The organism is Cutibacterium porci (assembly GCF_009696315.1).
GTDB classification, from domain to species: domain Bacteria; phylum Actinomycetota; class Actinomycetes; order Propionibacteriales; family Propionibacteriaceae; genus Cutibacterium; species Cutibacterium porci.
Genome location: NZ_VUMG01000002.1, coordinates 697,480 through 723,438, shown reverse-complemented (window position 1 = coordinate 723,438; position 25,959 = coordinate 697,480). Strand labels below are relative to the sequence as shown.

At 60.4% G+C, this 25,959-nt stretch carries 25 protein-coding genes; 13 read left to right on the top strand and 12 right to left on the bottom strand.

Going from position 1 to position 25,959, the window contains the following annotated elements; genetic code table 11:
- Positions 1 to 17: 17 nt before the first annotated feature.
- Positions 18 to 713, bottom strand: coding sequence for an aa3-type cytochrome oxidase subunit III (gene ctaE / locus FYJ43_RS07300; protein ID WP_456064351.1), 696 nt, complete (start codon positions 711 to 713; stop codon positions 18 to 20).
- A 238-nt stretch (positions 714 to 951) separates the two neighbouring features.
- On the opposite strand from ctaE, the gene FYJ43_RS07295 reads away from it, so the two are divergent.
- Together FYJ43_RS07295 and trpD are read left to right on the top strand one after the other, a co-directional pair.
- Complete coding sequence (locus FYJ43_RS07295; RefSeq protein ID WP_154563247.1) at positions 952 to 1,401, top strand: response regulator transcription factor; 450 nt, start codon at positions 952 to 954, stop codon at positions 1,399 to 1,401.
- A gap of 82 nt (positions 1,402 to 1,483) precedes the next feature.
- Positions 1,484 to 2,536, top strand: a complete 1,053-nt coding sequence (trpD, locus tag FYJ43_RS07290) for an anthranilate phosphoribosyltransferase (RefSeq protein ID WP_154563245.1) — start codon at positions 1,484 to 1,486, stop codon at positions 2,534 to 2,536.
- Here the strand turns inward: trpD and FYJ43_RS07285 are convergent.
- The 3 genes from FYJ43_RS07285 to FYJ43_RS07275 form a co-directional block, all read right to left on the bottom strand.
- The gene (locus FYJ43_RS07285) at positions 2,523 to 3,233 is read right to left on the bottom strand and encodes an A24 family peptidase (RefSeq protein WP_154563243.1); all 711 of its coding nucleotides are present in this window, start codon (positions 3,231 to 3,233) and stop codon (positions 2,523 to 2,525) included. The genes trpD and FYJ43_RS07285 overlap by 14 nt on opposite strands.
- Positions 3,234 to 3,242: 9 nt before the next feature.
- On the bottom strand, positions 3,243 to 3,722 hold the full coding sequence (locus FYJ43_RS07280) for a hypothetical protein (protein WP_154563241.1): 480 nt from the start codon (positions 3,720 to 3,722) through the stop codon (positions 3,243 to 3,245).
- A 287-nt stretch (positions 3,723 to 4,009) separates the two neighbouring features.
- Positions 4,010 to 5,119, bottom strand: coding sequence for a sunset domain-containing protein (locus FYJ43_RS07275; protein ID WP_326833428.1), 1,110 nt, complete (start codon positions 5,117 to 5,119; stop codon positions 4,010 to 4,012).
- Between the two features lie 178 nt (positions 5,120 to 5,297).
- On the opposite strand from FYJ43_RS07275, the gene FYJ43_RS07270 reads away from it, so the two are divergent.
- Positions 5,298 to 5,810 (top strand): peptidylprolyl isomerase, encoded by a 513-nt coding sequence (locus FYJ43_RS07270; RefSeq protein ID WP_326833427.1) that lies wholly within the window; start codon positions 5,298 to 5,300, stop codon positions 5,808 to 5,810.
- Positions 5,811 to 5,976: 166 nt separating this feature from the next.
- Positions 5,977 to 6,555, top strand: coding sequence for a rhomboid family intramembrane serine protease (locus tag FYJ43_RS07265; protein ID WP_326833460.1), 579 nt, complete (start codon positions 5,977 to 5,979; stop codon positions 6,553 to 6,555).
- On the opposite strand, the gene FYJ43_RS07260 is transcribed toward FYJ43_RS07265, so the two are convergent.
- Positions 6,475 to 8,238, bottom strand: a complete 1,764-nt coding sequence (locus tag FYJ43_RS07260; RefSeq protein ID WP_195839922.1) for a DEDD exonuclease domain-containing protein — start codon at positions 8,236 to 8,238, stop codon at positions 6,475 to 6,477. The genes FYJ43_RS07265 and FYJ43_RS07260 overlap by 81 nt on opposite strands.
- Positions 8,239 to 8,551: 313 nt before the next feature.
- On the opposite strand from FYJ43_RS07260, the gene FYJ43_RS07255 reads away from it, so the two are divergent.
- Positions 8,552 to 9,646, top strand: a complete 1,095-nt coding sequence (locus tag FYJ43_RS07255; protein ID WP_326833426.1) for a C40 family peptidase — start codon at positions 8,552 to 8,554, stop codon at positions 9,644 to 9,646.
- A 6-nt stretch (positions 9,647 to 9,652) separates the two neighbouring features.
- The gene (locus tag FYJ43_RS07250; protein ID WP_154563235.1) at positions 9,653 to 10,723 is read left to right on the top strand and encodes an ROK family glucokinase; all 1,071 of its coding nucleotides are present in this window, start codon (positions 9,653 to 9,655) and stop codon (positions 10,721 to 10,723) included.
- Between the two features lie 4 nt (positions 10,724 to 10,727).
- Here the strand turns inward: FYJ43_RS07250 and FYJ43_RS07245 are convergent, their stop codons facing one another.
- On the bottom strand, positions 10,728 to 11,135 hold the full coding sequence (locus FYJ43_RS07245) for a hypothetical protein (RefSeq protein ID WP_154563584.1): 408 nt from the start codon (positions 11,133 to 11,135) through the stop codon (positions 10,728 to 10,730).
- Positions 11,136 to 11,192: 57 nt separating this feature from the next.
- Between FYJ43_RS07245 and FYJ43_RS07240 the strand changes: the two genes are divergently transcribed.
- The 4 genes from FYJ43_RS07240 (at position 11,193) to FYJ43_RS07225 (ending at position 14,900) form a co-directional block, all read left to right on the top strand.
- Entirely contained in the window at positions 11,193 to 11,948 is a 756-nt protein-coding gene (locus FYJ43_RS07240; RefSeq protein ID WP_154563233.1) for a lysophospholipid acyltransferase family protein, read from the top strand.
- Between the two features lie 151 nt (positions 11,949 to 12,099).
- Positions 12,100 to 12,666, top strand: coding sequence for a lysophospholipid acyltransferase family protein (locus tag FYJ43_RS07235; protein WP_154563582.1), 567 nt, complete (start codon positions 12,100 to 12,102; stop codon positions 12,664 to 12,666).
- Positions 12,667 to 12,757: 91 nt separating this feature from the next.
- Positions 12,758 to 14,152, top strand: a complete 1,395-nt coding sequence (locus FYJ43_RS07230; RefSeq protein ID WP_154563231.1) for a class II 3-deoxy-7-phosphoheptulonate synthase — start codon at positions 12,758 to 12,760, stop codon at positions 14,150 to 14,152.
- Between the two features lie 100 nt (positions 14,153 to 14,252).
- On the top strand, positions 14,253 to 14,900 hold the full coding sequence (locus FYJ43_RS07225) for an MBL fold metallo-hydrolase (RefSeq protein ID WP_154563229.1): 648 nt from the start codon (positions 14,253 to 14,255) through the stop codon (positions 14,898 to 14,900).
- A 6-nt stretch (positions 14,901 to 14,906) separates the two neighbouring features.
- Here FYJ43_RS07225 and FYJ43_RS07220 read toward each other — a convergent pair whose 3' ends face one another.
- From FYJ43_RS07220 to FYJ43_RS07210, 3 genes are all read right to left on the bottom strand, one after another.
- Positions 14,907 to 15,863 carry a DMT family transporter gene (locus tag FYJ43_RS07220; protein ID WP_326833425.1) on the bottom strand — a complete coding sequence of 319 codons (957 nt, stop codon included), beginning with the start codon at positions 15,861 to 15,863 and terminating at the stop codon, positions 14,907 to 14,909.
- Between the two features lie 49 nt (positions 15,864 to 15,912).
- On the bottom strand, positions 15,913 to 17,364 hold the full coding sequence (locus tag FYJ43_RS07215; protein WP_154563578.1) for a protein kinase domain-containing protein: 1,452 nt from the start codon (positions 17,362 to 17,364) through the stop codon (positions 15,913 to 15,915).
- Positions 17,365 to 17,647: 283 nt separating this feature from the next.
- On the bottom strand, positions 17,648 to 18,745 hold the full coding sequence (locus tag FYJ43_RS07210) for a polyprenyl synthetase family protein (protein ID WP_154563227.1): 1,098 nt from the start codon (positions 18,743 to 18,745) through the stop codon (positions 17,648 to 17,650).
- Positions 18,746 to 18,837: 92 nt separating this feature from the next.
- On the opposite strand from FYJ43_RS07210, the gene metF reads away from it, so the two are divergent.
- Positions 18,838 to 19,776: a methylenetetrahydrofolate reductase [NAD(P)H] gene (gene metF, locus FYJ43_RS07205; RefSeq protein ID WP_154563225.1), complete on the top strand. Its 939-nt coding sequence runs from the start codon at positions 18,838 to 18,840 to the stop codon at positions 19,774 to 19,776.
- Here metF and FYJ43_RS07200 read toward each other — a convergent pair.
- Complete coding sequence (locus tag FYJ43_RS07200; RefSeq protein ID WP_326833459.1) at positions 19,673 to 21,895, bottom strand: HelD family protein; 2,223 nt, start codon at positions 21,893 to 21,895, stop codon at positions 19,673 to 19,675. The two genes, metF and FYJ43_RS07200, sit on opposite strands and share 104 nt — an antisense overlap.
- An 88-nt stretch (positions 21,896 to 21,983) precedes the next feature.
- Positions 21,984 to 23,150 carry a carotenoid dehydrogenase gene (locus tag FYJ43_RS07195; protein ID WP_154563221.1) on the bottom strand — a complete coding sequence of 389 codons (1,167 nt, stop codon included), beginning with the start codon at positions 23,148 to 23,150 and terminating at the stop codon, positions 21,984 to 21,986.
- A gap of 59 nt (positions 23,151 to 23,209) precedes the next feature.
- On the opposite strand from FYJ43_RS07195, the gene FYJ43_RS07190 reads away from it, so the two are divergent.
- Together FYJ43_RS07190 and FYJ43_RS07185 are read left to right on the top strand one after the other, a co-directional pair.
- Positions 23,210 to 23,938: an alpha/beta fold hydrolase gene (locus FYJ43_RS07190; RefSeq protein ID WP_326833424.1), complete on the top strand. Its 729-nt coding sequence runs from the start codon at positions 23,210 to 23,212 to the stop codon at positions 23,936 to 23,938.
- Positions 23,939 to 24,052: 114 nt separating this feature from the next.
- Complete coding sequence (locus FYJ43_RS07185; protein WP_154563219.1) at positions 24,053 to 24,511, top strand: Hsp20/alpha crystallin family protein; 459 nt, start codon at positions 24,053 to 24,055, stop codon at positions 24,509 to 24,511.
- Between the two features lie 69 nt (positions 24,512 to 24,580).
- On the opposite strand, the gene FYJ43_RS07180 is transcribed toward FYJ43_RS07185, so the two are convergent.
- Positions 24,581 to 25,951 (bottom strand): GntT/GntP/DsdX family permease, encoded by a 1,371-nt coding sequence (locus FYJ43_RS07180; protein WP_154563217.1) that lies wholly within the window; start codon positions 25,949 to 25,951, stop codon positions 24,581 to 24,583.
- Positions 25,952 to 25,959: the final 8 nt, after the last annotated feature.

The window sequence follows — 25,959 nt, the reverse complement described above, 5'->3', positions numbered from 1 at the left end:
TTCTCGGAGTAGGGGTATCAGCGCACGATGTAGATCACCGAGAACAGGATGATCCACACCACGTCAACGAAGTGCCAGTAGTAGGAAACGACCATTGCCGTGACTGCTTGCTCGTGGGTGAACCGTCGAGCCATGTAGGTGCGGGCAAGGGTAAATAAGAACAGAATCAAGCCACCAGTAACGTGCAAGCCGTGGAAACCAGTAGCGAGGAAGAAGGCAGAGAAATAGACGCTCGAGGAGATGGTGTGGCCTTCACCGATGAGGGTGACGTACTCCGCGACCTGCCCAGCGATGAACACCGCGCCCATGATGAAGGTCAGGGTGTACCACTCGCGCATACCCCATGAGGTGACTGCGCCGAGGCCTTTCGTGCGCTTGACCTGGCCATGCTCGGCGGCGTGAACACCCATCTGGCACGTGACCGAGGACAACACCAGGATCAGAGTGTTAACGGCGGCAGCCCCCACTGCGAGGTGAGAGGACTCGCTTTGCCAGAGGGTCTGCTGGCCCGCTGCGGCCATGTCGCTGGTCGTCTGGCGAATCATGAAATAGGCCGCGAAGAGTGCGGCGAAGAACATGAGTTCGCTTGCTAGCCATACCCAGACGCCTAGTGGTAAGGCGTCGGGACGACCTGCCGGCGCGTTGAGTCGCGTCGGCGCGATCGGATGTATGGCGCCCGTCGGTCGTTGTGATGTTCGCGCTGAAGTGGCCACGGCCTCATTATGGCCGGAAATGTGTCATTGGTCATGTTGTTCAGGTCAATTCGGGGTTGGATTCGCCGATCCAGATGGCACAATGCGTCGATGCGTCGGCTCTCGTGGCGTGCCTGTCTCAGTAGGCAGGACGAAATTGTCCGTAAAGGAGGGCTCAGGTTGTAACATCTGCGGTGGCACGTACTGGTTGTGTCCGGGATGTCAGTTAGTCCCACGCCGTCGAGGGAAAGGGCCGCTCATGGGCGACAAGCACGGGGAGCCGTCGGACGCTCTCAAGGTTCTCGTCTATTCCGACGATCATACTGTCCGCGAGCAGGTGAAGCTCGCGTTGACTGGGATGTTTGCCCCCGACCTTCCGCGTGCTGAAGTCGTGGAGACAGCTACCCAGGCATCTGTTGTTGACGCGGTGGCCAGCGGCCATTATGACGTTTTGATCGCTGATGGCGAATCTGCTCCTTATGGTGGGATGGGCGTGTGCCACCAGCTCAAGGACGAGGTCGAGGATTGCCCACCTGTCGTCTTATTGGTGGCCCGCATCGCCGATGCGTGGTTGGCGTCGTGGTCCCATGCAGATGCCATCGCTACGCATCCTGTTGATCCAGTGGCCTTGCCGCAGACGGTGGCGTCAGTTATTCGCGGTGCCCGTAGCGATGCCAGGCACGCTGAGCAGCGTGAACCTGCGACCTGAGCAGCGTGAACCTGCGACGCACCACTGACGCCTGAAGTTTTTACGCGCTCGTTGTACCAACTATGAAACTCGAAGGAGTTCTATGTCCGAAGACCGCGTCGACGAATTTACCTGGGCTGATCTTCTAGCCGATCTCGTGGCCAGACGCGACATGGATCGCGCTACTGCGAGTGCAGCTATGGAACGTGTTTTGTCAGGGCAGTTGACCCCGGTCCAGGTCGCTGGTTTTGCGGTGGCACTTCGGGCTAAGGGAGAGACGGCCGACGAGATTGCCGGCATGGCTGACGGCATGATCGATCAGGCTACCCCGGTAACGTTGGATCGCGATGCGGTCGACATCGTCGGCACAGGCGGGGATCGAGCTAACACCGTCAATATCTCCACGATGGCAGCTATCGTTGCTGCCGCCGCAGGCGCAAAAGTCGTCAAGCACGGCAACCGGTCTGCTAGTTCAGCCTGTGGTGCCGCAGATTGCTTGGAAGCCCTCGGCGTCAGAGTTGATATTGATCCGCAGCGTCAGGCTGCCGTCCTTGATGAGGTCGGCATAGCGTTCCTGTTTGCACCGCTCTACCATGCGTCTTTGCGCCATGCTGCTCCTGCCCGCAAGGAACTTGGCATTCAGACCACCTTCAACCTTCTTGGACCATTAACAAATCCAGCTCGTCCATATGCTGCAGCAATTGGGATTGCTGATGATTCCATGGCCCCTCTTGTTGCGGAAGCGCTAGCAGCGCGAGGCACGCGCGGCTTCGTCTTCCATGGCGAAGACGGTCTTGACGAGTTGACGACGACCACGGTGTCCCAGGTATGGGTCCTTGCAGACGGCAAAGTTGTTGAGACCGAGATTGATCCGGCTGCGCTCGGGCTGGCGCCGGCCATCGCTACCGACCTTGTCGGTGGGGACCCCACGTTCAACGCTCGTGTCGTGCGCAAGGTGCTGGCGGGGGAGCGTGGTCCGGTGCGTGACATCGTGCTGCTCAACGCAGCTGCAGCTCTGCTGGCCTATGACGGGCTGCATGTTGATGACGACATCGCTCCACGGCTCGCCGAGAGGCTGGAGCGTGTCGCGCAAGCGATTGACTCGGGCGCGGCAGAAGACTGTCTCGATCGCTGGATCGCCGTTACCCAAGACTGATTGCTAATGTCATCCATGGCCCCGCCCATAGAGCTGGGCCATAGGCGAATACGGACCCCCACGGTGAGGGGCGATATTTGCGGATGACAGTGACGGTCATGGCTATGACAGCTCCCAGGACGGTAACGCACAGCAGAGCCGTCATACCGGTGCCGATGAAGTCGGGATGTGAATCGGGCACTGCCGTCGTTGCCGCCAGGAAACCGGTGCCCGCTGCAAGCCTGACGTCGCCATACCCCAGGGATGAGCTGAGCCGCCACATGAGCCAGAAAAACCCTGTTGATGCTGCTGACATCACAGCACACGTAACGAGCCAGCGTCCGGGAGGTGGGCGCGTCGCGACAAGCCCAGCGACGAGGGCCAATCCAGCCTCGACGATGCAGCGACGCCATAGCGGCAGCGGTAGGAAGGTCGTCGCATGATCGACGGCGACGAGGGTTGTCACCGATCCCGACCAGACCCACCACATGCCCCACGCCCACGGCGGCGCGAGAGTTGATGCGGCCCCGCATGCGATCGCCGTCATGGCGACAATGACAGTCCGCCGTGACGTGGCAAGAGAGTCGTACCGGGGCTTGACCGCAAGCACCGCGTCACCAACCTCCTCGACAGATGGCTCGACGAGGTGCGGGACCGTCACGTGCAGATGCCATATTGCTAGGACACAAGCCACCGCACAGCCGAGGATAATCCACATTGTTTCGGGTCACAGAGTTGTCATGGATTCGGCAGTGGCGAGTAGACCGCGAGCCTGGCATGCGGCCCGACCGCGCAGCCGCGTCATCTCCGTGCAGAGCTCTTCTTTCCCACTGAGCAGGTCCGCGGTGTGGGTTATTGTCACGCCAAGCATGACGGCGAGCTCATTAATATCGCAGCCGGCTTTCTGGAGGGCGAGAAGGCGGGTACGCGTGCTTCCTGCTGGCACGACGCGTTCGCGGGCTGCATCGATATCGTCGGCGCTGATGCGGAGGATACGTACAGCGTCGATGACGCGAATACGGTGAATAGGACGATCTCCCTGGCCAGCGAGGCGCTGCACGACGCGGCTAGGGACATGCGCGAGCAGGGCGATGACACGCCACGGGACGCGGCATTCGTGAACGAGAGAACGGACGTGGAGGGAGAAAAAGCGGGCGTCGACCCATGCAGTTGATGTCTTCGAGGACTCGAGATCTATAGCGACCATGTGACAGGCCTTTCTGTCGGTGGTTTGTGCTCGCACGAGGTGAACACTCTTCTAACCGGAATAAGTGCCATTACGGACGCGGATTGTGACATCGGCGGGGCGTTGTTATCGAACCGTTACACACCATGTCATGAAATGTGATATTTCTCACATGGCATGGCGGATATGTTTACGGCGTTTCGAACTCCCCGTGCTGGCCGCCTCAGGGTCGGGCCATGCCGGCGCTGGCGCACAGCGACGGCGGGGCTCACCACCGCAGTGGTAAGCCCCGCCGTTATGGGCGATGATTAGCGCTGGGCTTTGGTAAACCCGGCAGCTTGGGCAGCCTCTTCCGTGGCGAACCACACATCAGCAATAGTGCGGTCGTAGCCGCCCGAGCCCGGAACGTGGTACTTCATCGAGCGATCGTTGCCCTTAATGATGAAACCCTCGGGCGGGTTGTCCCCGACGTATGAAGTCGCCGTTGCGGCCTCGCCCGTTGTGTCGTTGTCGGGGGCCTTGACGGCACCATCCTTTGTCGTGGTCTTGGAACGGGCACCTTCGTCAACGAAGGCAGCCGTCTCGGCGGTGGTTTCCGACGCAGCGGCAGCAGGTCCGCCCTCGTCGGCCATGGTAGCAACCGGATCGGCTGGAACCGAGGCGTCATCCTTGGCTGGCTTGGCAACAGACTTCGAGCCATGGCTGGTCTCGGGTTGGGGGGCCGGCTTCTCGTCAGTCTTCGGGCTGGGCTTGTCGGCTGCGTCTTGATCGCCAGGAGTCCACGAGTAGGTGACCTTAGGCTCGTGGGCCGTCCAACCGTCATCAGACGAGCTCAGGAGGCGACGCCCGGCGACAATTGCGGCAGCGCCAATGCCGCCGAGGATGGCCAGGGTGCAGAACACTTTGCCGGCCTTGCCGCGACGCTTGGCCTTCTTTACTGACTTTGTTTCAATGCCCGCCTTGGCCGCCAACTCGGTTGACTCGCCCTTGAGGGCTGAGAACGCGGCCTGTCCACGACGGGCGGCTTCCTCAACAGCAGGATGGGAAGCGACCTTTCCGGCACGCTCCTCAAGCTCGGGTAGGACGTCCTTCTGGAAGGTGTCATAGGCTTGATGAAGAGCCGGGACAACCTTCTCCTGGGTGTAGCCCTTCGAAGCGTCGAGGGCCTTCTTGCCGACTTCGACAGCCTGATCGGAAAGCGGTCCGAGCTTTTCAGAGAGCGGGCCGATCTTGTCGGAGATCTGATCAGTTAGGGGACTGATCTTGTCGTTGACTTGCGCGGCCAACGGAGCAGCCTTGTCCTGGGCGGCGGCGAGGTATGCGGCGGCGGTCTCCAGCGCCTGGGCACGCTGCTCCTTGAGCGTGCTGGGGCTGCTTGCGGCGGCGGTCTTGCGGGAAGCTTTCTTCTTGCAGGACACGGTTCCTCCAATTCGTATGGGATATGGCTCGTGATCGAGCACATCCCACGGTATCGACCAAATCACCCATAGACCAGAGTTTCACGGTTGTCCGTGACGGCGAGTAATTCCGATCGGCGTGATGGGAGAGTCAGTACTCTGGGATAGACCACATCGTTTCTCATAGGAAGGCAAGCAGGTGGCCTCTACCGCGACTCTGCGCACCAATCACGGCGACATCGTTCTTCGTCTCTTTGCCGATCAGGCCCCCAAGACCGTCGACAACTTTGTCGGTTTGGCCGGTGGCACGAAGGAGTACATCGATCCGCACACCGGCAAGCCAACTACCGGTAAGTTCTACGATGGTTTGACCTTCCATCGGGTCATTGACGGGTTCATGATTCAAGGCGGCTGCCCACTTGGGACCGGCACTGGAGGACCTGGATACCAATTCGCTGACGAGTTCCATCCGGAACTCACGTTCTCCAAGCCGTACCTGCTGGCTATGGCCAATGCCGGTCCGGGCACTAACGGGTCCCAGTTCTTCATCACCGTTGCCCCGACCCCACACCTCAACCGCCGTCACACCATTTTTGGTGAAGTTGCCGACGAAGAGTCCCGAAAGGTCGTCGACGAGATTGCTCACGTTCGCACCGGGCGAATGGACCGTCCAGTCGAGCCGGTCGTCATCGAGAGTGTCGAACTGGCCTGAGAGTCAGCCTGACGGGAATGCTCCCCGAGGCCGTTGCGCCTCGGGGCTGCCCGTATCCTGATTCCCTCATCATCAATGGCCATCGAGCCAGAGGAGATACATGCCCGACCGCTGGAGTGAGCACCCCGTCCGTCCGGCCCCTATGAGGTGTCCGGCGTCGGTAGCTATTGCCGTCGTCACCGTGCTCATTGCGCTCGCCGCGCGGGCAACGCCGTTGGCCTCGCTGTTAGCCTCAGGGGCGGCTCCAGATTTTGATTTCCAGGTTTGGCGACCACTCGTCTTTGCCCTGACGACCTCCTCGATTATGAGTGCGGTGCTGACTGGCCTGCTCCTGGTCCTCATCGGTCACCAGATTGAACCCATGATCGGCTCAGTACAGTTTGCCGTCTTATATCTGATATGCGGTGTGGGTGGATCGACGGCCATTACCCTGGCCGGGGTGCCGTTCTCTTTTGAGGGCTCGATGTGCGGTCTTTTCGGCTTGATGGCGGCATCGACCGTTGTCAAATATGTTCAGCAGCAGGACATTCGTGCCGACATCGTGTTACTCACGATTTTCATTATCTGGGCGATCATCGTTGGCTCAACAACGTGGATTGCTGACATCGGCGCGGTCGTTGTGGGCGCCGTTTCCGGCTGGGCGTGGTTGCAGACTCGGTGGTCGTCATATCGGCGCCAGGTGGGAGCTGGGCTGGCAATTTTGGCTGTCTGCCTTGCTGCTCTCGTCGTGGCCTGGGTGATGTAACGCGGCCACCCGGGCGGCAAGATCGTGAGTGTCCATCCAGCTGTGGGCGGGCCAGGACCATTCCCCGACGATGTCAACCAGACGCACTCCGGGTTCTTCAAACCAAGACGCCACTAATTCGGCTTCTTCGATGGTACAGGCCGGTATTCCAGACGGTGGGCGGCAGACAGATTCCGCGGTGGCGCACACCGCGTCGATGACGGGCATCGGATCTGTGTTCACACGGCATCGTCCAGCACCAGCAAGGCGTCCATGACGGATGACGTGGATCTCCCAAAAAGCGCCATTTCGCCGCGCTGCGACGATCTGAGGACACGATGCCAGCGAGATGAGGCGGGAACGACGCCGGGTGGCGCGCAGCACCTCCTTGGCGTCGTCAGTGAACTCTGCCGCATCTTCAAAGCGCTCTGCGGCGGACAAGTGTGCGATGCGGTGGGCCAGCCGATCAGTGAGGTCGCGAACGTCTGTCGTCATAGCGAGCCGGGCACGGTCGACGATGGCGGAGTAGTCCACGTGGGGGTTCACGCATGGGGCTGAGCAGTGGCCCATCTCTGCTAACGGACACCCGTCTGGGTGTTGTGAGACCGGCCCACTGCACTGCCGCAGACCGAACGCTTCAGCCATCACGATGGCCGCGCGAGTCGCTGCCCGGCGGCTGGTGAAAGGTCCCCACGGCGGTTGGGAATCCCGGTCGGCTCGCCGCACGACGGAGGGTCGTGGATGTGCCTCAGGCGTCAGGGCGACCCACCATACCGATCCCTGCCGACGGGACCTGCGGTTGTAACGCGGTTGGTGGGCGTCAATGAGGCGTAGTTCTCGTACCCCTGCTTCGAGCTGGGTTGAGCACTCGCGAGCTTTGACGCCAGTTGCTATCCGCACCATCTCATCCATGCGACGTCGCGTCTCTGACGCGGTGAAGTATTGGGATACCCGGCGTCGGATATTGACGGACTTGCCCACATAAAGGACCTCCGGTTGCGCGGGAGCTGGCTTGTCCAAGCAGAACCAATAGACTCCGGGGCCCTCTGGAAGATTCTTCGCCCACACCCGTCGGCGGCGCCGGGATTCGGGTACCCGATGGGTTATGTCCATAAGGTCTTCCAGGGTGGTCACGTCGAGGTTTCCGACTCTTTCGATCAGTCCGTGGAGGACGTCGACAGTGGCCCTTGCGTCGTCAAGGGCGCGGTGGGAAGGCGTCGTCGTAGTGCGGAAGAGCTGAGACAGAGTGCTCAGCTTGTAGTTTCGTACTTCTCCTCGAGACAGCACTGACCGAGCGAGCGCGAGGGTGTCGACGACGAATGGGTTTTGCCAGGGATAGCCATGCTGGGCATACGCTCGCTGGAGGAAACCAACATCGAAACGAGCATTGTGCGCCACGAGTACCGTGCTGCGGGAAAACTCTGACCAGCTGGGCAAAACGGCGCGTAACGGTGGGGCTGGGCGCACCATCGCGTTCGTGATGCCTGTGAGAACTTGCACTGACGCTGGGATGGGCTCGGTTGGGCACACGAGGGTGTGAAACTCGCCGTCAACACAGCCTCCGCGCACCTTCACAGCGCCGATCTCGGTGATCTCGGCATCCTTGCCAGTGCCAGTGGTTTCAAGATCGACGACGCAAAATGTGACGTCAGATAGTGCAGTGCCCACATCGTCGAACGACGGTTGAAGGGGCGCAGCACTCATATCTGACACGGTAGATTGATGTGACGACAGCGTCATGATGGATCATCACGGAACACTGAGAACAACCTAGTCAAGGCAATGTTTACGGCGGATGCGGAAATCAGATGAGCGTCAGTATGAGCAGTTTTGTGAAACAAGTTGCTCCGCTCCTGAGGACCACATAAGATTCTCTCAGTCGGTAGGGATAATCCTGGCCCGACGGCCAAATCACAGCTGGATGTATGACTTGGCCCACACCGCGTGATGGCGCGGCGAGGCGCAGTCAGGTGATGGTGAAGGGTAGACAGTGGAGCACAGGTATGGAGGTTCTCAGGTGAGCGGTAGGGCTTCTCGACGCGGACGTAGCGTCGCAGTTGCTGCCATCACCGGGGCGATCCTCCTTGGGACGGTCGCGTCGGTTGACCCTGGAGCTCAGGCGGCTCCTGATCCAATTAACCAGGCGAAGGCTCGTTTGGCTCAACTCGATGAACAGACTGCGAAGATGCAGGAGAGTTACACCGAAGCTCAAGACGTTCTCGACAAGGCTCAGAAGGATCTTGAGCGTTCCCAAAAGGACCTCAAAGCCCAGTCGGAAAAGGTTTCCGCTATGCGCAAGGCCCTTGGTCGCGTTGCGCTGAGTGACTACCAGAGTGGTGGTGGCGTCTCGACGACCACGCGGCTCGTCACCAGCGGAGACCCTGGACGACTGCTATCTGGGCTGGCGACCGTCCAGAACGTCAGCGAGCGCACCACGTCACAGCTCCAGGATTTCCAGGCCGAACAGGCGCGCCTGAAATCCACGAAGTCCCAGATCGAGGCGGATCACGCGACGATCCAGGCCCAGCGCGATCACAAGGCCAAACTTCTGGCCGACGCTAAGAAGAAGGAACAGGAAGCGAAGAGTGTCCTCGACCGTTTGACCGCTCAGCAAAAGGCTGAACTCGAGCGTCGGCAAGCTGCTGAAGCCTTGGCTAGCGCTGGAGACACTGTGTCGCGATCTGGCGGACGCTCTGCTGGTCAGCCGAATGCGGGACAAGGTCAAGCATTGATTCCTTCCCCCTCTTCCCAGGGGGGGTCTTCACGCGCACAGAGCGCTCTCAGTTTTGCGCTCGCGCAAGTTGGTAAGTCCTACGTATGGGGCGGTACCGGCCCGAACGGTTACGATTGCTCGGGTCTCATGATGGTCGCGTGGGGTAAGGCTGGGGTCAGTCTTCCACGCACTGCGGCTGCCCAGTATGCCGCCGGTACCCCCGTGTCGGTGTCCGACTTGCAGCCAGGCGATCTGGTCTTCTTCTACCCGGGCATTACCCATGTTGGTATGTACATCGGTGGCGGCAAGTACGTTCATGCGTCCAATCCGCGTACTGGCATCAAGATCTCCGTGCTCTCGCAGCATGGCGCGTTCCAGGGTGCTCGTCGGTTCGGCTGATCTTCCTTGCTTAGCGTTGGTATAGACATCGGCGGTACAAAGGTTGCCGCCGGCGTCGTCGATGAAAGTGGCCAGATTCTTCGGCGTATTCAGCGTCGAACTCCCTCACGCAGCCCCGAGGCTGTGGAGGACGCTATCGTGGAGTCGGTCCGGGAACTGGCCCATAACCTCCCCATCTGTGCTGTCGGTATTGGGGCTGCTGGTTGGATTGACACCGAACAAGCCCTGGTGCGCTTTTCGCCCCACCTGGCGTGGCGCAATGAGCCACTGCGTGATCGTCTCTCTGAGCGGATTACTGTGCCAGTGCTCGTCGATAATGACGCTAATGCGGCTGCGTGGGCTGAATTCCGGTTTGGGGCCGGGCAAGGGTCACGGGTCATGGTGTGTCTTACCCTGGGCACCGGTATTGGTGGTGCGTTAGTCATCAATGGGCGGATGTTCCGGGGCCGATACGGCATGGCTGGCGAATTTGGACACATGACGGTGGTCCCCGACGGTCATTGGTGCCCGTGTGGTAATCGTGGTTGTTGGGAACAGTACGCCTCCGGCAACTCCCTTGTCAGAGACGCCCGCGCCTTGCTTGCCGAGGAAGCTCCTGGCGCTCAGGACCTGTTGGCCTATATCGCTGATCGTGATCCTAATAACCTCGTTGGTCCTGACGTTACACGTGCAGCAGTTGACGGTGACCGTCTCGCTATTGAACTCATCGCAGATATTGGCATGTGGCTTGGCCGCGGAATGGCGAACCTCGCAGCCGCCTTGGACCCGGACCTTTTTGTCATTGGTGGGGGAGTGAGCGCAGCCGGCGACCTTCTACTCGAGCCCGCACGCACTGTCTATGCTCGTACGCTCACCGGTCGAGGCTTCCGTCCGATGGCCGATATTCAGAAGGCGCATTTCGGTAACGACGCCGGTCTCATCGGTGCTGCGGATTTAGCGCGTCACTCTATCAATGAACCGCCGGGCATGGCTCGCGGATTCTGGCCACGCCGTCGTACCGCGATCCGCAGACAGCGCCGTACCCTGCGCCAAAGCCTTAGCGAAACGCTCGCTGGCCCCGTTGTTCGCGATAAGTGACTCGCTACAAGCGTGAGTGGTTTCCCCACGGGCCCTCATCGTCGCGGTCGCGCCGAGTGGCGGCCCGCCAGATGAGCAGGCTCAGCCCTGCTCCTCCAGACGTGATGGCCAGTATGAGTGCGGTCTGGGGCACATTGATTCCGCCCATGGACAGCAGAACGGTTACGATGCAGATCGTCATCAGGACTAATCCCACTCTCGTCGCCGGGCTGGGAGGGGTTGTTGGTTCTGCCGATAGCGGCTCGTCCACCTCATCGACGTTACTGGGCGATTCGTCCGGAATATGAGCAGGTGCTCGTCGGACTGGTTGATCGTGGGGGCGGGGACGACCGGGGGCGGTGACGACCTCTCCGAATTCACGAGCGATGAGCGCTTCAAAGGCGGCATCAACATCGTTGCCGTCGTGTTCCATCATCCCTCCGCCCGTCAGCGTCTAGGTGCCGCTAGGCTTGGTCGCCGAGGAGGCCCTATGTGGTACGAGTTCTTCAAGTATGCGCTCTTCGGACCAGGAGTGCGAGCCCTGTGGCACCCCCGCGTCATCGGTGGAGACAACATTCCCGCCGAAGGCGGGGTGATCCTGGCATGCAACCACATTTCGGCTCTGGACCCCATCATCGTGGCGTCCATGATTGACAGAAAGCTCACCTACCCGGCAAAGAAAGAGCTCTTTGCAGGAGATAAGGGTTTTTTGTCGAAGGTCGTCGCGTGGTTCTTGCGCGCAGTCGAGCAGGTGCCGCTGGACCGTTCTGGTGGCCGCACCAGCGTCAATGCCATGGGCCCAGTAGAACGCCGACTTGCCGAGGGTGGGCTCGTCGGAATCTTTCCCGAAGGCACCCGTTCCCACGATGGCCGTCTGTATAAAGGCAAAACCGGCGTCGCCAGGTTGGCTTTGGGGTCTGGCGCGCCTGTGGTTCCAGTCGGTATCAGCGGCACGACGGTGCGACGCAAAGTACTGGGCATCCCGCTTCTTGATCATCCGACCCTCGTCTTCGGAAAGCCGATGCATTTCGATGTGCTGGCAGACCGTAGTGAGGAAACGGCCGTTTTACGATGGGTTACTGATGAGGTCATGGGCGCTATTAGCGACCTCACCGGCCAAAACTACGTCGACGTTTACGGATTCCGGGTTAAGCATGGCAATCTCAAGGGCAAAGATGTCTCGGCATTTGTCAAACCTAGGCCTGGCGGCAAGCCGGTACCACCGCCTCGCGTGACGAAGGCTTAGTGTCGTGACTGTGTTGCGTCGATCCCGTGGCGAGGTGACGGGTCCACCTCTGCCTGCTCAGCCAGTCATTGTGGCTATCCATATGCATCGGCGCGGCGATCTCGCCACTGCCCAACACTGCCTGTCGGGACTTGTCAGGAAAGTGTTCGTCATGCCCGAGGCCAAAAGAACGCAGGTGCACTCGGAGGCTTTACGTCACCTATCTCGCGGCGCCGTGGTCCTTATGGCTCCAGAAGGGGCGCACAGTTGGGCGAGTCAGGTACATCGGCTCGACGTTGAGGTGGCGAGACTCGCTCTCGATGGGCATGTTCTCGTGGTGCCCGGTCACGTCGTTGCTGGACAGCTCCACATGGGAGCACCAGTTGACGTGTCGCGTCATGAATCGACGCCTCACTCCCACGCTGTTCTGCGGGCTGCAGCTGATGATGTGGCACTGGCCTTATGCGCGCTCACCGGTCTGCCGTATCAGGATTATCCGGTGGCGCAGGTAGATCGCCGCCTTCGTCCTATCGCGTGGCTGTCGCGGATGCGAAAACGGCGTCACGAACGCAAGATGCGTCGTCAGGTTGCCCAGACGCGTTCGCAGCAAGAGAACGCTCGCGACGCCGAGGAGTTCGCTCGGGAAGAAGAGCGTGCCCGTCGTGCCGCTCAACTTCAGGCTCGGCGAGCGTCCCTGGCTGATCGGCTTGCCGAGCGCGATCTCCACCCAGGTGAGTGAGCCCGCACGACGGTCGTGCTGGGGAAGGTTAGTTTCGTCACAGGATGAAACGGGCGTGGTGAACGTTGCAACGGGAAGTAGACTGCCGGCCATGTCCCAGAGCGTTCCCAGTCTTGAGGTCCTCAACGCCCTGCCACGGGTCCAACAGCCGACCTACCCCGATCCTCAGGCTACCGCTGCGGTCATCAGCCACCTGCGTTCGTTGCCCCCGCTGGTCTTCGCCGGAGAATGCGACGATCTTCGTAACCATCTTGCGGCAGTGGCTCATCGCAAGGCGTTTTTGTTGCAGGGTGGTGATTGTGCCGAGACCTTCGCGGGAGTAAATGCGGCCAACATTAAAGGCAAATTGCGTGTCTTGCTGTCGATGGCCGTCGTTATGACGTACGCGGGTCAGCTTCCGGTGGTTAAGGTGGGCCGAATCGCGGGCCAGTACGGTAAACCGAGGTCCAACGATACCGAAACCCGTCACGGCATCACGTTGCCCAGTTATCGAGGCGACGCCGTCAACGGATTCGAGTTCACTGCGCAAGCCCGGGAGCACGATCCCCAGCGTTTGGTCGGGGTGTACAACGCTTCGGCAGCGACCCTCAACTTGGTGCGAGCATTTGCTACGGGCGGTTTCGCAGATCTGCGCGGCATACACGCATGGAATGCTGACTTTGTGCGTAACTCCAACGTGGAGGCTCGCTACGAGGCACTAGCGTCGGAGATCGAGCGGGCACTGGCGTTCATGATGGCCTGCGGAATCGACGACGATCAGCTCTCCACAGTCGATTTTTACGCTAGCCATGAAGCTCTGCTACTCGACTACGAGCACGCTATGACGCGGATCGACTCCCGCTCCCAGCTGCCCTACGACTGCTCGGGACACTTGCTATGGATTGGTGAGCGGACCCGTCAAATCAATGGTGCCCATGTCGAGTTTCTGCGGCACGTGCGCAATCCGTTAGGAGTGAAACTCGGCCCGACGACAACCGGGGAGGATGCTGTCGCTATTGCTGATGTCTTGGATCCCGATCACGAGCCTGGTCGCCTGACCTTCATTACCCGGATGGGCAGTAAAGCTGTGCGCACCAACTTACCGAGAGTCATCGAGGCAGTAGAGGCCACCGGACGTAAGGTGGTGTGGAGCTGCGATCCCATGCATGGCAACACCTTCGAGGCAGAAAATGGCTACAAGACGCGGTCATTTGCTGATATATGTGACGAGGTCAACGGGTTTTTCGACGTTCATGAGGAATTGGGCACCTGGCCTGGTGGTGTACACATCGAATTGACCGGCGATGACGTCACCGAGTGCTTGGGCGGTATCGACCAGCTAGCTGAGGCAGACCTGGCACACCGCTATGAAACCGCGTGCGATCCACGGCTGAACCGCAACCAGTCCTTGGAATTGGCCTTCATGATCGCTGAGAGGTTGGCCGATGGTCGCATCAAGCGCAACGCCGTCAGTCCACTTGAGAAATTCCGCGGTATCGACCTGTGATCGGACGTCCCCTCCAACGCCCTTGTCAGTCAGCGACGAGTTCATGTGAGAATGTGACGAACTGGTTGCCGCCATGTCATAGCGACGCGAGACTGAGGGTATGAGAATTACGCATCTAGGACACTCCTGCATCCTTGTTGAAGCAGCCGGCCAGCGGGTCCTCGTCGATCCCGGTAATTTCAGCCAATCCTGGCACGGACTGACCGATCTGGACGCAATCCTTGTTACCCATCGCCATCCCGATCACGTCGACCCGGAGCACATCGGTGCCTTGGTTGACGCGAATTCGGGCGCGGTGGTGCGAGCTGAAGAGGGGGCGTGCCGTAGCGTTCCGAGTCTCGACGCCGACCCCATTGCTCCGGGCGATGTGCTGCAGATCGGTGAGGTGAGAATTGAGGCGGTGGGAGGACGTCATGCCGTCATTCACCGGGACCTGGAATCGATCGGCAATGTCGGGTTCCTCATCGGGGAGGGGCTTGGGACGATTCTGTACCACCCCGGTGACGAGATAGATGAGGCCCCGCGCGGCGTCGACGTGCTGGCATGCCCTGCTCACGCTCCTTGGGCTGCCATGAAGGAAACCATCGACTTCGCGAGGTCAGTGGGGGCCCGTCATGGCTTTCTCATCCATGAGGGGCTTGTTAACGAACGAGGCTGGCAACTGTCCTTTGATCGGCATCAGGAGATGGTGCCGACGACGTTCCATGACTTGCGTGACGGCCAGCCGTGGCAAGTGCCGCAGGACTGACGGGGATCAGAGCATGCGATCCATGCCGAACCTTGGAGCCCAGGCCGGATCAACCTGGGTTATAGGGGGCTCGGCATGGTGCTGCGGTGTACCGCGGCGGCGGCGAGGCGGGCGGACGACTAAGGCCATCGCCGCTAGGATGGCGAGACCGCCGATAGTGATACGCCCAGTGAGGGTCTCACCACCGAAGCCAATTGCGAAGATGGCACCCCACAGCGGTTCAGTGCACATGATGACGGCGGCCCGGGTCGATTCCACCCGAGCTTGACCCCAGCTTTGCATGAAAGTCGTTAAGGTGCCGCAGATGATGGCCAAGTAGGCTAGAGCAAGCCAATCTTCCATATGGGTTGGGGCGCTCAGGCCACCAGGTAGAGCTGCAACGGTGCAGACAATGGCGACGGTGATGGTCTGGTACAGCCCGAGGGATGCGACGTTGGACGGGTTGGCGAAGCGTCCAGTGGCAACGATGTGGCCAGCGTAGGCAAGGGCGGAGGCCAGAGTCAGGAGCTGACCAATACCGAATCCGCTACCGAGGGTCGAGGGATCAAGAGCGAGCACACCCATTCCAACAGTCGCTAGCGCCACTGCTCCCCAGACGGCGTTGGAGACTTTCTTGCGAAAGATCACTGCGGCCAACAACGGGGTGAAAACGACATACAGGCTGGCGATAAACCCATTCATGGCGGCCTGAGTTGTTCCCAGCCCAACGGCTTGGAGGATCTGACCAGCGGCGAAGAGTACGCCGAGGATCATTCCCTTGACCATCGTGCGCATATCGGTGCGCCAGGCTTTCGGGAAGAGGATTCCAAATGCGGCGGCTGCCATGGCGAAGCGGCAGGCCAGCAAGTTTTCGGGACTCATGTGGGCATAGGTCCCCTTCATGACGACGAGGGTCGATCCCCACAAAGCAGCCATGAGAAGAAGAGCAGGCACAGCAAGACGCGAAGAACGAAAACCAACCACGAATCAGATGTTACGCGGGAGAATCTTCGCTTTGCAACCCCGATGAGCGTCAAATATGTTGTGAGACAGTGTGCATGCCGGATGATTCACCGTGAACGGATGGCCGTTCGGCTAATCCTGTGTCACCAGGATGCATCTGGACGGCACGCGTCGTGACGACATTTGTGCTGTGCAGCTCGCTCGCGGAGTACCGGGACGAGGTGAAGTGGAAGACGAGGTAGGCGCATAACACGGCTACCACCACGATGAATAAAGCTGCGATAACACCACGGCGACGACGATGAACGGCGTCTTGGGCCAGCCTGGAACGCGATATTGCTCGTGGGGTACGGCTGGTTGCGGACTGAGAACGTGGCCGAGAATGGCTGGTAGGCCGCGCCGGTATGCGCTGGCGGTCCATAGGAGACAGTGGAGCGTCCGGGCTTGAGACCGGCGTATGTGGTGATACTGGCGTGCGAGACCACGGCGGTATTGATGCTGTACCAGGTCGTACCGGCTCGCTGCGTCTACGGGTCGACCGGTCAGTCGAGCCTCCTGGCGCAGAGGTTACCGGGTTGGTGATGACAACGTCAGGCTGGGGCGCTGTGGTCTGAAGGGCTCTCAGAGCTGGATCATCCATCTGGCCAGTGGTGAGCGCGTGGCGGACACGGCGAAGGAGATCGAGGAGAGCCCTCCCATTTTCTGGGCGCTTTGCAGGGTCCCGGGAGGTGCAGGCACGTACCAAGCCGTCGAGGTATCCCGGGATGAGCCATGCGATATCGCGTTCAGCCCGGGTGCCATGGGCCAGGTAGTGCGATGGTGCCGGGACATCTTTGTTGACGTGTGCCCACGCCACCTGGATAGGGGAGTCGCCAGTATGTGGCTTATGCCCGGTGAGCATCTCAAAAAGCACGATGCCGGCCGAGTAGATGTCTGAACGCTCGTCGGAGCTACCGCGCGTTACCCGTTCAGGCGGAATGTAAGACACCGTTCCAATGAGCTGGCCCGACGTTGCTGACATCGTGTGATTGCCAACCGCCCGGGCTAGGCCAAAATCAGCTACCTTGATGTGGCCGCGGTCAGAAATGAGGACGTTTTCGGGTTTGACGTCACGATGCACCAGGCCGTCTTCGTGGGCGCTGGCTAGAGCGGAGACGACTGGCTCGAGGAGATCTAAGGCGCGAACCGGGGTCAGCGGCGCCTCCTGGGTGATGATGTGACGCAGCGTGCACCCTGGCACGTACTCCATCACGATGAAGGGACGGTCCCCGTCCATTCCCTGATCGAAAACCGACACCACATGGGGATTGATGAGCCGTGCAGCCGCTTTCGCTTCAGAATCGAATCGCTCAGCAAGCTCTGCGTCGAGCCCTTCGTGCATCACTTTGACCGCGACGATGCGAGGAAGGCATAGATCTTGGGCTCGGTAGACGGTCGCCATCCCGCCACGAGCGATCTTCGAGACGATTTCGTAACGACCCTCGAGGATGTGACCCACTAGCGGATCAGTACTCATGGTCATGCTCACGATTACGCCTTACGCACGGTCGGGGAAGAGGGGATGTGCGGCCCACTTCGAAGTGTATGCGTAGTCGTTGAGAAGGCATCGGAAGATGAACCGGCGAGTCCTTATGCTAACCCGTTGCAGCTCTGCTTCGCTTTAATGGTCGGTCTGAATTGCTATCTATCGTAATCATGAGGTGTTCTGTGCCCAGTAATACCGCGAGGTATCACGAGCACACAGTTGCCGCTGCCAGAACCCAGGATTGTGGCTCATCGTATGCGCTGCCTTCTGGGTGCTGGTATCAAAAATGACGCTCGACGCATTGGCGAGCCAGCTCCCGCAAGGCAACCCGACCGGCATCGGTCATCTCGGCGTCATCGAGGGCTGCGACGGCGCGATCATGGCAGTGCTCAATTGTCGACTCGACAGCTTCTCGAGCCCCGCTTATCTCGATGATGTGGCGGGCGGTGGCGACGTCGTCGTCGTCAAGGTCGGGGCGTCCCAGCAGAGATCTCAAGCGGGCAGCGTCGCGTGGATCGGCTCGCTTGAGGGCATGAGCGACGAGCACAGTTTGCTTACCTTCCCTCAAATCGTCGCCAGCAGGCTTGCCAGTCAGCTCGGCGTCACCGAAGACCCCCAGAAGATCGTCGCGGTACTGGAAGGCCCGCCCGATAGGTGACCCGAAGCTCGCCATCGTCTGCTGCAGACTGCTAGATCCGCCAGCCAAGGCCACGCCAATCTGGCAGGGACGCACAACCGTATAGGAGGCGCACTTGTACTCCACGACCCGGCCGGCAAGGTCGAGAGCGGATTCGGAATCGGACCCCGCCATCCCTGACTGCGAGGTGACGTCGAGGACCTGGCCACAGGTGACTTCGGTGCGCACGGCGTCGAGCAGGGGAGTGGCCGCCGTTAATGCGCTAGCCGCTAGCGGGGCTGACGTGAACATCTGCGATGACCACATGAGAAGCAGATCGCCGAGCAGGATCGCAATGTCGAATCCGAATTGCTCAGCAGATCCGTCTCCGTGAGCGGCGGCGTGGGCCGCTTCGAAACGACGATGTGCGGAGGCAAGCCCACGCCGAGTGTCAGAATGGTCCATGAGGTCGTCGTGGATCAATGCGGAGACGTGAAGAAACTCGAGGCTGGCTGCCGCCTGTAATAGGCCAGTGGGCTCAGCGGGTTGATCCGTTGCAGCGACATAACCCCAATAGCAGAACGCGGGGCGCAACCGCTTGCCACCGCCGGTGTAGTCGCGAGCAGCGTCGACAATGGGGGACAGCTCAGCGCCGATCGTGTCAATGACCCGTTGCTCGTCGTCGAGGAACGAAGAGATCCTCGCACTCACGGCATCACGAAAGTCAGCGTTGACTGGAGAGGACGGGTCAAAGGGATACATAGCGCCAGCATAGAGGCGCGTGACGACCAGAAACGAGTCCGCACCCTGGACATGTCGCCCAGCTACTGGGCGTGCCGCCTAGCCTGTCGCATATGCAGTCCCAGAAGCCGACCATTGCCGACCTGTTGGCCTCGGGGGAGCGCCCCTTGCACTCCTTTGAGTTCATGCCACCACGCAGCGAGGACGATGTGTATCGGCTGTGGAGCGCCACGGATGCCCTCGTACCGATGGCGCCGGACTTTATCTCAGTGACATATGGAGCCAACGGTTCGCGGCGCGATCGTACCTTGAGGTGTACGCAGCACATGGTGTCGACTGGTTTGCGCACTGTTGGTCACCTCACCTGCGTTTCGCAATCGGTGGCCGATCTGGAACAGATGGTCGCTGATTACGCCGAGTCTGGGGTCGACCACATACTGGCTATCCGCGGTGACATGCCCGGCGGCGCAAGGCAGCCCTGGGAGCCGCATCCCGATGGGTTGCCCAATGCGACAGAGCTTGTCCGCCTCGTCAAGCGGATTCATCCAGACGCGTGTGTCGGCGTGGGGGCTTTCCCAGACGGCCACCCTGAGGCTCGCGACATTGACGTTGACGCTCGCATCTTGGTGAATAAGGCCGAAGCCGGAGCCTCTTTCGCGATCACACAGTTATTCTTCTTCCCCTCCCACTACCAGCGTCTGGTGGCGAAGGTGCGCGACATGGGTTGTGACATTCCCATTATTCCGGGAATTATGCCGATCACGTCCTATGGACAGATCCGTCGGTTTGCCGAGCTATCCGGGACTGATGTCCCCGCTGAGCTGGTAGCTCAGATCGAGGAGGTTAAGGACGACAAGGCTGCGGTCCGGCGTATTGGTTTGGCGGCCGCTGTCGACATGTGCTGTGAACTCCTTGACGCCGGCGCTCCTGGCCTGCACTACTTCACCCTCAATAGGTCTCGTGCGACCACAGAGCTTCGGACCATGCTGGCGCAGCGGCGTCCCGACCTGGCTGGTTTGCCCCACGGGGCCCAGGCAAGTTCTGCTGCCTGAGGCCGACGACTGCTAGCCGCTGGGTTGGGCGAGTCAGAGCAACGTAGAGCACTCGGACGCCCCCGGCAGGATTCCCGGTTTCGGACACGATTTGCTCGGGATCGACGACTACTGCGCCGTCATATTCCAGGCCCTTAGCCTGCATTGTCGTCACTGTGATGATGCGCGGATCGTCAGCAAGCTCGCGCGCCTTCTCGACCAGGCCAGCTGGGCAGATGAGACCGATGGTGCCGTCTACGGATTCGAGCATCTCGTCCAGCTGCGTGCGTACTTGTGCCCACAGGTCGTCAGTGCGGATGGCGGTGGGATGCACCCCAACTGAGCGCACCGCCTGCGGGAGGTCGGCGTCGGGTTGGACGGTGACGACGACATCGGCGGCGAGGTCGAAAACCTCGGCAGGGGAGCGGTAATTCTTGGTCAAGGTGAATGTGCGCGACGGGGAATGACCGACCAGTTCGTCCAAGGCCGCCCTGGTTTGATCGGGGTGAGGGAAGGCTGACTGCGCAGGATCTCCGACGATCGTCCAGGACGCCTGTCGGCCCCGCCGTCCAATCATCCGCCACTGCATAGGGGAGATGTCCTGGGCTTCGTCGACGAGAACGTGAGCGAAGGTGTCGCGGGGCTCATCCTCGTCGATCTGGCGTGAATCGTGGAGACGATCGCCAAGGCTGACGAGTTCTTCAGCGTCACCTCCCTCAAGGAAGACTGGGGCCTCAGCGTCGGGCTCAGGGGGAACCGGGCCGAGCAAAGCGGCTAACTCGTCGAGCAAAGCCATATCGGCTATCGACCAATTGCGACGCCCGCGCCGATCCGCCTCGGTTGGGATAGAACTGACGAGGAGTTGACGCGTCTGCTCGTCCAACTCAGGGGCCACCGCTTCGGCGACGGCAGGATCGGCCAACCGAGCTAAGACGTCGGGAGCCGATAACGTGGGCCACCATGCGTTGAGGAGCATCCGCCAGGAAGCCTGGGACGACACCAACTCATCGAAGTCGCTCCTGCTGAGGTCGTGAGCAGCGAGGATGTCTGCGGGAACTTTTGCCCACAACTGATCGCGTAGCGAGCTTTCGACAGCTTCGCGACCGTCGTTGTAGCGATTGCGCTTGAGGATGCGCTGACGCGTAGCCGCGAGAGCCGAGGCATCGAGGGTAAGGACTTCGCCCTTGACCGTCACTCGTAGCTGCATGGAGTGCGGGTCTGCTGACAGCGGCAGATTAACCAACCGGGCGAGAACATTAACCATCTCGAGGCTGCCTTTAATGTTGGCAGTGCGTGGTTCATCGAGGCGGTCAGAAGAGAAGTGCAGAATATCGGAGGGTACCTGGCCGACAGACCGTAGCGTTACGGAGTCCTCGCCGAGGCTGGGTAGCACCCGCTCGATGTAGTTCATGAAGACCGATGACGGTCCGATGACGAGCACACCACCATTTTCGAGTCGAGTTCGATGAGAGTAGAGCAGGAACGCTGCTCGGTGTAGGGCAACGACCGTCTTGCCGGTGCCGGGGCCGCCCATAATCGTCGTCACGCCCTGGTAGGGAGCGCGGATAGCCTCATCCTGCTCAGCCTGGATTGTTGAGACGATGGAGTGCATGCGAGTGTCGCGGGCTCGGGAGAGTGCCGCCATGAGAGCTCCCTCACCGATGATCGGCAAATCCGCGTGCGATGTGGAATCTAACAGGTCGTCCTCAATGCCGAGGACCTTGTCATCACGGCAGCGTAAGACGCGACGACGAACGACCCCCATGGGATCTGACGGCGTGGCTCGGTAAAACGGCTCGGCTGCACGGGCGCGCCAGTCGATGACGAGGGGCTCGTAGTCGGCATCGCGCACCCCGATGCGTCCAATGTGGCGCACCTCGGCGTCGGTGAGATCGAGTCGGCCGAAGACGAGACCCTCATGTTCAGCATCGAGTATCGCTAATCTTTTTGCCGCGTTATAGGAGAAGGCGTCGCGCTCAAACATTGCGGTGCCGTCTTCTTCGCGAACCCAGCTGGTGCGGTCGGAGCGGTACATGTCTTGACCCGCCTTGGCCAGCATGCGGGCCTTGCTCTCGTCGATCTCTAGCTGCGCGCGAACCCTGTCAACGTGGGCCTGCTCCTTGGCAATCTCGGATTCCACAACGCGCGGGTCGGCGGTTGTCGAACTATCGTGTGCGGTCAAAATCGTCCTTCACAAGATGTCTGTCTCCAGGCGCGGTGCCTCGCGACTAGCGCTCAAGTCTACGCGCCGAGACCCCATCAGTGGAACTGTGACGTCTTCTGGGACGGCCCGCTGCACCGATAGCTTTATTGCTTGGGCGGATGTTGTCACCGGTGAGCTTTTCGTGGGTCAGGTACGTAGCCAATGCCCCGGTTAGTAGCCGAGCCCAGGGCTCTGGGCCACCGTGCGATGCCGGCGAGGCCACCAGCACTGGCGTCGATCCGTTTCGGTGCCAGACCATAGGGGGACGGTCCCGCCAGCTCGACCACTCAGTGCCTAGGTTCGGGTTCGGGACCGGGCGAGTGTGGTTGTGACAGATGTGGTGGGTCCAGGTGCCATCCCACCAGGTCCACGTTTCGACAAGTCCCTCGGGCGTCCAGTCCAGCCGGTGGTCCATACCATGATGCGCGGGCGGCTCGGCTGAGGTGCTGACAGTGATAGTCGGCGAATTCCATGGTCGAGCTGGGCGATGCCACCGGGTGCGTCGGGGAGCCGGTGCGGTTGTGTCGATGATGGCGTCCGGGCAATCGTCTGGTGAGGGATCGACGATGACGCCGCGTCGGGACAGTCGCTGATCTAGAAGGGTCAGTAGGGGTTGGAGATCGGTGGGGCCGTCAGGGCCGACGAGGTTCCAGCAGCCAAAGACCCGGGTAACGGCCAGTCTCGTTTCGTTGCCGGATAGCTCGGCCAACGGGGAAGGAAGATCGAGGTGAATCGGTGTAGGGAGCGGGTTGGGTCGTGAGGTGACTTCATGTTCGACTCCGTGACGGCGACGGGCTTGCCACACATCGTCAGCATGGTTGAGGACGTTGCGCCACTTTTGCGCGGTGTCATCTCCGTAGCAGTTCCGAACGGTGCGGATTTGTGCGCCTCGTTCTGTAGGCAAGGAGATAGCTGTCGTGCCTGAACTGATGTGGCGGTCCGGCTCGGTCACAAGATTGAGTCCCAGACCTGCCAACTCGGCGTCCATCGCACGGCCTGACTTAGCGAAAAGGTCACGCCATGCGGACGGGAGTTCGAGGGTAGCGCCGAGCTCGGCGGCGAGGGGATGGTCGGCGTTCTTGTGCCACCGTGGAGACGAGGAGATGATGGTGACCTTATGCCCCACCCGTGCCAACCGTAACGCGGCTGCGAGAGCGACGAGTTCGTCTCCGACGATGTGAACAACTCCCATCTGTGCCTCCTCGTGATGTCTGCTGCGATGATCCGATCGAATCAACGACCGACGGTATCGTGCCAGAGGTGAACACGGATCTTCCTGTTGTCGCTGTCCACGGAATTACCAGCTCGCCAACGACATGGGGCGGATTGGTCTTGGCATTCAATGTTGAAGGCGTCGTCGTCCATCAGCTCTCTTTGCTTGGGCACGGGCCGATGAGCACCCGCAGAGGAGTTGGGACCGACTATTCACTGGAAGCCTTTGCGACGGATGTTCTTAAGCAAATGGATGCTTTGAAGATTGACACGTGCGCCCTAGTAGGTCACTCCCTTGGTGCCCTCGTCTCGTCGATTGTGGCGCAGCGTCAGCCAGATCGCTGTGAGCGCCTCCTCCTAGAGGACATGCCTGTACCGCGTCGAGCGCGTCGAGATCCGCCGCCGATGAGGAGATATGCCGACGTCATCTTTATGGAGGTTGCGGCGCTTGCTGGACGACGCAAGTTTGACCCGAACATGGTGTGGAAGGTCAGCCGCGAATTATTGAGACCCAACCCCCAGTGGTGGGACGGGCTGTCTCGAATAACCATGCCTGTCCTTGTTATCGGAGGTGGGAAGTCGTCGTACCTGCGTCAAGACCGGCTGCGTGACGTGGTACATGACCTGCCTGATGCCCGGATGGTCACGATCGATGGCGGACATCGCCTTCATATCACCAGGGGCGACGAGTTCTGCGATATTGCTGTGCCCTTTCTCACGAATGGGAAGTACGTGAACCGTCGGCACAACGGAGTCCAGGATATGTGAGCCTTGAGCGAAATACGCTCAACTCTGTTGTTGAGTCTGGGTCACTCATGGTTAAACTTGAGTCATACCGACTCAAACAGAGTCGACGCGTGCTGAACCTGTAGGAGTGTTGACATGGCTCGTACTTTTGATCCCTTCCGTGAAATGGACCGGTTGCTGTCAGACGTCACCAGGACGCCAGCGGCTGTGGCGGTGCCCATGGATCTTTACCGTGATGGTGACGACTACATCGTCGCGGTGGATCTGCCCGGTGTTGATCCAGCATCAATCGATATCGACGTTGACGATCGCACCTTGACGATTCGCGCCGAGCGTGCCGCCAAGATCGCTAACGAGGTGCAGTGGCTGTCCCGCGAGCGCGCTGTAGGTACGTTTGCCCGTCAGCTCACCCTCGGCCATGGTCTGGCGACAGATCGCATCAGCGCTGAGTACACCGACGGTGTGCTGACCCTGACGATCCCCGTTGCTGAGACGGCTAAGCCCCGCAAGGTCGAAGTCCGCCACGGTTCGACCACGATTGACGCGGTGGCCGACCAGGCTCAGGTTGATTCGGGCGAGCACCACGAACAGTGAGGTCTTAACGCTGATGCGATGGCCGGTTCCCTATCGAGGGAATCGGCCATCGCCGCGAAAGCTGTGACGTTAGACGATTACGGAGACCAGCAGTACCAGGAGCAATCCGCACACCGACAGTACTGTCTCCATGAGAGACCAGCTCTTGATGTTGTCTCCTACTGATATGCCGAAATACTCCTTGATGAGCCAGAAACCGGCGTCATTGACATGCGAGAAGAACACCGAACCACAACCGATCGCCAGTACCAGCAGCGCAGCATGGGTGGGTGGCAAGGTCGTTGCTACTGGCTCTAAGATTCCTGCCGCGGTCACAGTTGCTACCGTCGCTGAGCCGGTCGCCAATCGGATGACGACAGCGACTAGCCAGGCCATGAGCAGCGGGGAAATCGAAGACTGGGTAATACCGCTGGCAAGTAGCTTGGCAATACCAGTGTCGACGAGGATCTGTTTAAATCCGCCGCCAGCGGCGACGATGAGCAGGATCCCGGCGATTGGGGGCAGTGATGCACCCACGCTGTCGCTTATGGCGTTTGTATCCATTCCGGATGTGCGACCCAGTGTGAAGATTGCTATCAGGGTCGTCAGAAGCAGGGCGAACATCGGCTCGCCGAGGAAATCTACGAAGTTGCGGACGGCTGTGCCCTTGGCGGCGAAGATATCGGCTAGAGCTTTTCCCATCATGAGAACGACGGGCAGCAAGACAGTCAACAACGCCACGGAAAACTTTGGGTGGCTAGGCGCGATACCAGAACGGCCATTCTCGTCGGAGTTGAGGAAAAGGTCAGGGGCATCGACAGGCACCCATCGGGCTGCAAACCGTGAGAACAGTGGACCAGCAACGACGACGGTTGGTATGGCGATGAGGACACCGAGCCCTAAGGTGATGCCCAGGTCGGCCTTGAGGAGCCCGATAGCGGCTAGTGGGCCCGGATGCGGTGGAACGAGGGCGTGCATCGCGGATAGGCCGGCCAATGCCGGGATGGCAACCCTCATGAGAGGCAGCTTGGAACGGCGGGTCACCAGTAGGATGACCGGCACGAGCAGGACGAGACCAATCTCGAAAAACATTGGTAACCCGATGACGGCACCGATAAGGGCCATCGCCCATGGCAAAGTGGCGGGGGAAGCCTTGGAGACCAGGGTGTCGACGATTTCGTCGGCGCCACCGGAATCTGCTAGCAACTTGCCGATGATGGCGCCCAGGGCGATGAGGACCCCGACGGAGGCGACTGTCGACCCGACTCCCTGAGAGTAGGCCGTCAGTATCTCGGACAGTGACATCGTCGAGATCGCCCCGACGACCAAGGCCCCGATCGTCAAGGAGAGGAAAGGGTGGAGTTTGGCCCTGGTGATCAGGGTGACAATGGTGGCGAAACCGATAATGGCAGCGACGATCAACTGGCCAGTACCGGCAGGCGTTTCGAGGACGACGGGCATTGACTCCT

Bases quoted from the DNA above. Each gene is read 5' to 3' on its own strand.
- FYJ43_RS07295 (WP_154563247.1), top strand. From the start codon at position 952: ATGGGCGACAAGCACGGGGAGCCGTCGGACGCTCTCAAGGTTCTCGTC.
- trpD (WP_154563245.1), top strand. From the start codon at position 1,484: ATGTCCGAAGACCGCGTCGACGAATTTACCTGGGCTGATCTTCTAGCC.
- FYJ43_RS07285 (WP_154563243.1), bottom strand. From the start codon at position 3,233: ATGTGGATTATCCTCGGCTGTGCGGTGGCTTGTGTCCTAGCAATATGG.
- FYJ43_RS07280 (WP_154563241.1), bottom strand. From the start codon at position 3,722: ATGGTCGCTATAGATCTCGAGTCCTCGAAGACATCAACTGCATGGGTC.
- FYJ43_RS07260 (WP_195839922.1), bottom strand. From the start codon at position 8,238: ATGAGTGCTGCGCCCCTTCAACCGTCGTTCGACGATGTGGGCACTGCA.
- FYJ43_RS07245 (WP_154563584.1), bottom strand. From the start codon at position 11,135: ATGGAACACGACGGCAACGATGTTGATGCCGCCTTTGAAGCGCTCATC.
- FYJ43_RS07240 (WP_154563233.1), top strand. From the start codon at position 11,193: ATGTGGTACGAGTTCTTCAAGTATGCGCTCTTCGGACCAGGAGTGCGA.
- FYJ43_RS07235 (WP_154563582.1), top strand. From the start codon at position 12,100: ATGCCCGAGGCCAAAAGAACGCAGGTGCACTCGGAGGCTTTACGTCAC.
- FYJ43_RS07230 (WP_154563231.1), top strand. From the start codon at position 12,758: ATGTCCCAGAGCGTTCCCAGTCTTGAGGTCCTCAACGCCCTGCCACGG.
- FYJ43_RS07225 (WP_154563229.1), top strand. From the start codon at position 14,253: ATGAGAATTACGCATCTAGGACACTCCTGCATCCTTGTTGAAGCAGCC.
- FYJ43_RS07215 (WP_154563578.1), bottom strand. From the start codon at position 17,364: ATGACCATGAGTACTGATCCGCTAGTGGGTCACATCCTCGAGGGTCGT.
- FYJ43_RS07210 (WP_154563227.1), bottom strand. From the start codon at position 18,745: ATGTATCCCTTTGACCCGTCCTCTCCAGTCAACGCTGACTTTCGTGAT.
- metF (WP_154563225.1), top strand. From the start codon at position 18,838: ATGCAGTCCCAGAAGCCGACCATTGCCGACCTGTTGGCCTCGGGGGAG.
- FYJ43_RS07195 (WP_154563221.1), bottom strand. From the start codon at position 23,150: ATGGGAGTTGTTCACATCGTCGGAGACGAACTCGTCGCTCTCGCAGCC.
- FYJ43_RS07185 (WP_154563219.1), top strand. From the start codon at position 24,053: ATGGCTCGTACTTTTGATCCCTTCCGTGAAATGGACCGGTTGCTGTCA.
- FYJ43_RS07180 (WP_154563217.1), bottom strand. From the start codon at position 25,951: ATGCCCGTCGTCCTCGAAACGCCTGCCGGTACTGGCCAGTTGATCGTC.